The sequence below is a fragment of the Paramagnetospirillum caucaseum genome, from assembly GCF_000342045.1.
In the GTDB taxonomy this organism is placed as follows: domain Bacteria; phylum Pseudomonadota; class Alphaproteobacteria; order Rhodospirillales; family Magnetospirillaceae; genus Phaeospirillum; species Phaeospirillum caucaseum.
Genome location: NZ_AONQ01000129.1, coordinates 1 through 5219 on the forward strand (window position 1 = coordinate 1; position 5219 = coordinate 5219).

Here is a 5219-nt window from a genome sequence, read left to right on the forward strand (position 1 = left end):
GCATCAATGGATATTTGAGGCTTACGGTCAGGGTGGCGGAACTTGACAGCATTGCCGACCAGGTTCTGAAACACCTGCATCAATTGGACATCATCGCCGATCACCTCGGGAAGCTGGCCTACAGTGATTTCCGCGTGATTTTGGGAAATGACCTCTCTGAGATTATCCTGTGCCGCTGAACATGCCGCAGCAAGGGAAACGCGGGAGAACGAGACACCTTTTGCCGAAACTCTGGAAAACGCCAAAAGATCGTTGATCAGCAGCCCCATCCGCTTTGCCGCACCAACGACGAATTCAAAATTTTCCCGGTCATCCGGCGGGAGCTTGTCGCCCAGATGGCGATCCAGCAATTGTGTGAAGGAAACGATGGTTCTCAGCGGCTCTTGAAGGTCATGAGATGCGACATAGGCAAAGCGTTCCAATTCCGTATTGGATGCCATCAAGCGTTCGACCAGCTCTTTCTGCTCGGCTTCATGCTGACGATGACTGGCCTCAAGGTCCATTCGATCCAAGGCAAATGAAATTTCATCGGTCATTTCCGTCAGAAGTTCGATGAGATCGTCAGTAAAGAATTCTGGAGCGTCTGAGTAAAGTGATAATGTACCAATGGCTTTTCCCTGATTTTTCAGTGGAAATGCGGCCGATGAATTAAAATTAAAGAATGCTGCTCTCTTCTGCCAAGGTGCTGTTATCTGGGTTCCAAAAAAATTCTCTGCAACGCGGTACTCACCAGCACGAATGCATTGCCCGGACGGTCCTTGTCCATAAGGGCTATCCGCATCAGCGGACACTTTCAGACCATCTAAATAGGCGCCCCCCTCACCTGCCCAAGCTGCTGGAACTATTGCTTGGCTCGCGTCATCGACCACGCCGATCCACGCCATGCGAAAATGCCCGAAATCCACCGATATTCGAACGATGGCATCAAAGAGTTCCTGGCGGCTTTTGCTGCGAATGATGGCCTTGTTGGTTTGGCTCAAAGCCGCATAAATATCCGTCAAATGAGCAATCTTAACCGTGGCTTCCTTGTGCGAACTCATATCTCGAACAAACGCCACATCAAATTCCTGCCCCTCATGGGAGAGGTAATTTGCCGATATTTCGACCGGAAGCGTTGATCCGTCTTTGCGTTTTAAAATTGCATCAAATCGCAGGAAACTATTTTCTTTTAGAGAACCCCAATGCTCCGCCCATTTTTCCCGAGGATGGTCCGGATTTAATTCAGACGCGTGTAGATTCAATATCTCAGTCTCAGCATACCCCAAAAGTGAACATGCGGAATTATTCACATATGAAATCAACCCAGATTCATTAATCCAGTAAACAGGCTCCTCCGCTCGGTCTATTGAAAATTGAGTTATCAAATGCTTTCTAGTTAATAATTCACGCTGCCTAATATGTGATTTTCCGATGATCCATATCAAGCCGATCCCAGACATCACCAGAATCCAGAAGATTGCATGATTGATCGCTAATCTTTTGATCTCCGTTGACGCAATTTCATTGGATTTCTCCAATGGAATGGTGACATCAATACCTCCTCGTAGGTCGCCTACCTTGTAGCCTAGATCATTGTGGCAAGTCAGGCAGGATTGTTCGACGCGGATTGGTGCCATAACACGGACAGCCGCTTTTCCGTTGCTCAGAACCTTTTCAGTTACCTCTGTCTCACCCTGCTCCAGACGCTGAAGTGCCTGACGTTCCCATGCATCCGGAGCATTCTCAGGATTGATGGGCTTCATACTCGTAATTCGGCCCTTGGCGACAAATCCCGACTGCATCAGTTGACGCAGCACATATGCCGGATTCATCAAGGTCAGGTGTTTGCCGTTTGTCGTTACCACGTCACGGTCGGGAACATGCAAGTACGGATTTGGTAGAGTTTGGGTGTCAGGAGCCACATAAACTCCACCATGGGATGCAGCCCAATGGCGGAAGCCGATATCTGTTTGCACGCTGGTTCGTGCTTCTTGAATTGCCAGACTTACCGCTTGCTGCCTTTCGTTTTCAGCCGCCATCCAAAACGAAAGCAAGACTGCCGCTGTCCATAATGCAGCAGACCCAACCATTAGCCTTCGAAATGATAAAACTGAAATTGCAGCATTTGGTTGTGCAGTGGAGGTCATAGGCAAATACTCCAGCACGTAAGCCTGTCCGACTAAAGCCCTTCACGCAGCAAAGGTATCATGCCTATTTCAAAAGCCATATACCGCCAAGTTACCTACCAAGATTTCGGCTCTGCCCTCATGCATTGATCGGCCAATGTCTCCCGGATGTGGTATTCACCTAATCGGCTATATCTGGATGGATATTTCCCGCCCATCCCCAAAATCCGTCCAGCATGATTAGGTGGTAGAGTTCTCGCCCGTTCGCCACAGCAGATCTGTTTTACGGTTCGTTCCGCTTCACAGGAACGACCACGAAGAACTCTTGATCATTCAACGTTCCAACCGACACCATCAACGTCTCATGCTGGTTCACGAGCCGGGCATGGGGGACACCATCGACCGCCGTCCAAAGGCGGGACACCTCCCAGACTTTCCTGGTGTGGTCATTTGCCTTTGTGAATCTGTCACCGACTTGGATGGGTGGAGTTTTTCGCCCGAATATCGCCATTGTCGCCCGAAATGATTGCCTGCATTCGTCCTGCTGTATCTCGAATCGCTTGGATTTGTCCAAAAAACTTTCGATCCTCGGACAGCGTGTGCTTTGCCACCACGTCACAGGCCAGGAAATTGAACAGGGCGCCCAGGGCCAGTTCGCCTGCACGATCGAATAGGCTGAAATAATAGGCCACCGGCAAACGACACATCCATCCAAGCCCCCTGTCGGGCTGAAACTGTTATTTGCGCCACATCCAGCCCTTCAATCGCGCGGACATTGCCGGCGGCATCCGCAACCGAATCCGGGTTCCCGGCCCCATGGCGCGCTGGACCGCATGATGAACGAAAAGTATGCACAGCGCCCCCACCGCGATCGCGACAAAAAGATGCACGAACAAGATCGCAACCGTCAGGCCAATGGCCACGACCAAAAGCAGCCGAAGCCATCCTGCGGAATTTACCGCCCGGCGAATCTCCTCGAAGCCGAAAGCATTATTATGCGCCACACTTCTCCCCTTTCGATTGCGAGCCCCGGTAAAAGCCGCATGGCCCCATGAATTGGGCCCCATACGGGCGGGGCTCGTCAAACGATTGTTGCATCCTTGGAGATATGTTGCCGCCCATCAGATATTGCGACTTATTTTTATTCTCTGCCCTTGAGCCGATTCATGCTACAGTCAGTGATCGAATTCGAGATGATTCGCCCCGCGGGAGACGCCGCCGATACCGTTTCCCCAAGGTTCGGATCGGAAGCCTCGCGGCTTTGGAATGCAGCTTGGACTTTGGCCGAATTTGCCGGCGATCCCGGTTGACTTTTGGTCGCGCTGGCTGACTATGTGACTCTGGCATGGGGCATTGCCGTAGTTGGGCCGCCCGTTCAAGTAGGTCGTGAGACGAAGAATGAACCAGACCAATCCGCTCCCCGAATGGACCGATGATTTATCCGTGAACGTCGAAATTATCGACGAAGATCATCAGGCGTTCTTTCGCTTGGCAGCTCTGATGAACGACGTGACCTCCACGCCCGACAACGATCAGCCCTACCTCATCGAAACCTCCATCAATATCCTCGAGGAATATATCGAGGGGCACTTCCTGCGCGAGCAAAAGGCCATGGCCAAGGCCGACTACGCCTATCTGGTCGAGCATATCGCGGCGCACGACGCCTTTGCCGACCGAGTAACCCGCATCATTCAGGACTACCGCCAGACGGGCAGTATCGAAAAGATCGGCACCCTGGCGCATTTGGTCACGGATTGGCTGAACAACCATATCCGGGTGGTGGATGCCCAATACAAAGGGATCTTGACCAACGCGAATGTGGATGACCGCCCCCTGGTGTATATGGCTGCAGGCCTGGACACCGAGCTTGTCTCATAGCCAAAGGCAAGAAAGCCCCCCGTCGGCATATGCTCCTCCTTCGGGCTTGGGGATAAGCCGGGCCGTCGTGCGCAAGGACGGCCCGGATGGGATTGCCGATCCCGACGGGTTCAGACAGAATGGGCCTGTCCGCGTCAGCACAAGGTCCTGAGAGATGGCGCATCCTTCGATACTGTCCGTAGCGCTGGCGAACCTGCAGAAATCCCATGAATTTCTGCTGAAAATTCTGGACGCCTGCGGCAACATCCCCGGAGCCCCCGGCGCCGCGTCCGATCAGGAAATGATGGCCGCTATCGCCCATCTGGCGCATTTGACCGAATCCGTGATTCAGGAGGGCGAATTTGCCCGCGAGAACGGCGGCGACTTCGTGGCCGCCGACATCTTTTCCGAAACAGCCCGCGACACCCAGGCTTCCCTTGTCCAGGCGCCCCCCGCCGACAATAAAATGCTCCGCCTCCAGGTCATCTTGCAGATATGCCTGGAACAAAGCGAACGGAACTGGCTCCAGGCCAAGCGGCTGAAATCCGAAAACGCCGCCCTGCGGCGCGGCATGAAGCAGGTCGCCGCCGATGTGGCCGCCGCCCGCTCGATGCTGCCGCCGGTCGCTGCCGCCGCCCCCCGATCAGCCCCGGTCCCCATCACGGCGGCAAGACCGTCGCCCGCGGCAACGCCCGTGACGGTGACGCGGCTGGCCGGACAGCAGAAACTTCGGCTGAAATAGGGGCTCGGCGCCGAACTCGTCGGCCGAACTCGTCGAACGCCCCGCCCATGGCCCTGATCAGGGCTTCTTCCCCGCCCCACGCGAACGCAAAAGATCGGCAACCCCGTTCTGGCTTGCCACCCCGTCGATCGCCTCGGCGGGCGGACGAAACCGGCTCGCCCCGCGCTTGCTGCGCTTGTTGCGCGTCAGATCGGCCAGTTCAAACTGTTCCGCCTCCATTTTCTGGAGCTTCCCGATTCCTTCCCAGGCGGAATCCAGCTTTCGCTTCATGGTTTCGTCGGCTTTGCGTCCGCCCAGGACCGCGACGATTTCCTCCACCGAGGCCAATCGCTCCTGCAGAAGGTCGCCGCCTCCCAGGGTGATTTCTCCGCCGTTCAGATACTTCTCCATATCGGCGATGATCGCATCCAGCCTACCGACGGACATTTGCCGCAAGATACCGATGAACAAAGCCTTCATCGTCCCGATTTTCTGCCGCAGCGGATTGTCCTGGCCGCGATGGGGACCTTTGTTCC

At 54.5% G+C, this 5219-nt stretch carries 5 protein-coding genes and 1 pseudogene; 2 read left to right on the forward strand and 4 right to left on the reverse strand.

Annotation, left to right across the window (positions count from 1 at the left end; all coding sequences use genetic code 11):
• The 3 genes from H261_RS24315 to H261_RS22365 form a co-directional block, all read right to left on the reverse strand.
• A partial coding sequence (locus H261_RS24315; RefSeq protein ID WP_235063031.1) for a c-type heme family protein occupies positions 1-2126 on the reverse strand: 2126 nt, incomplete at its 3' end.
• Between the two features lie 446 nt (positions 2127-2572).
• A complete protein-coding gene (locus tag H261_RS26310) occupies positions 2573-2803 on the reverse strand; it encodes a hypothetical protein (RefSeq protein ID WP_235063032.1) in 231 nt (76 codons plus the stop codon).
• Positions 2804-2842: 39 nt separating this feature from the next.
• Positions 2843-3109 (reverse strand): hypothetical protein, encoded by a 267-nt coding sequence (locus H261_RS22365; RefSeq protein WP_043743478.1) that lies wholly within the window; start codon positions 3107-3109, stop codon positions 2843-2845.
• Positions 3110-3503: 394 nt separating this feature from the next.
• Between H261_RS22365 and H261_RS22370 the strand changes: the two genes are divergently transcribed.
• Together H261_RS22370 and H261_RS22375 are read left to right on the forward strand one after the other, a co-directional pair.
• Positions 3504-3983: a bacteriohemerythrin gene (locus H261_RS22370; protein ID WP_008622356.1), complete on the forward strand. Its 480-nt coding sequence runs from the start codon at positions 3504-3506 to the stop codon at positions 3981-3983.
• 154 nt (positions 3984-4137) lie between these two features.
• Positions 4138-4704 (forward strand): hypothetical protein, encoded by a 567-nt coding sequence (locus H261_RS22375; RefSeq protein WP_008622357.1) that lies wholly within the window; start codon positions 4138-4140, stop codon positions 4702-4704.
• A gap of 57 nt (positions 4705-4761) precedes the next feature.
• Here H261_RS22375 and H261_RS25600 read toward each other — a convergent pair.
• A pseudogene (locus H261_RS25600) lies at positions 4762-5219 on the reverse strand (hypothetical protein); the annotation flags it as partial.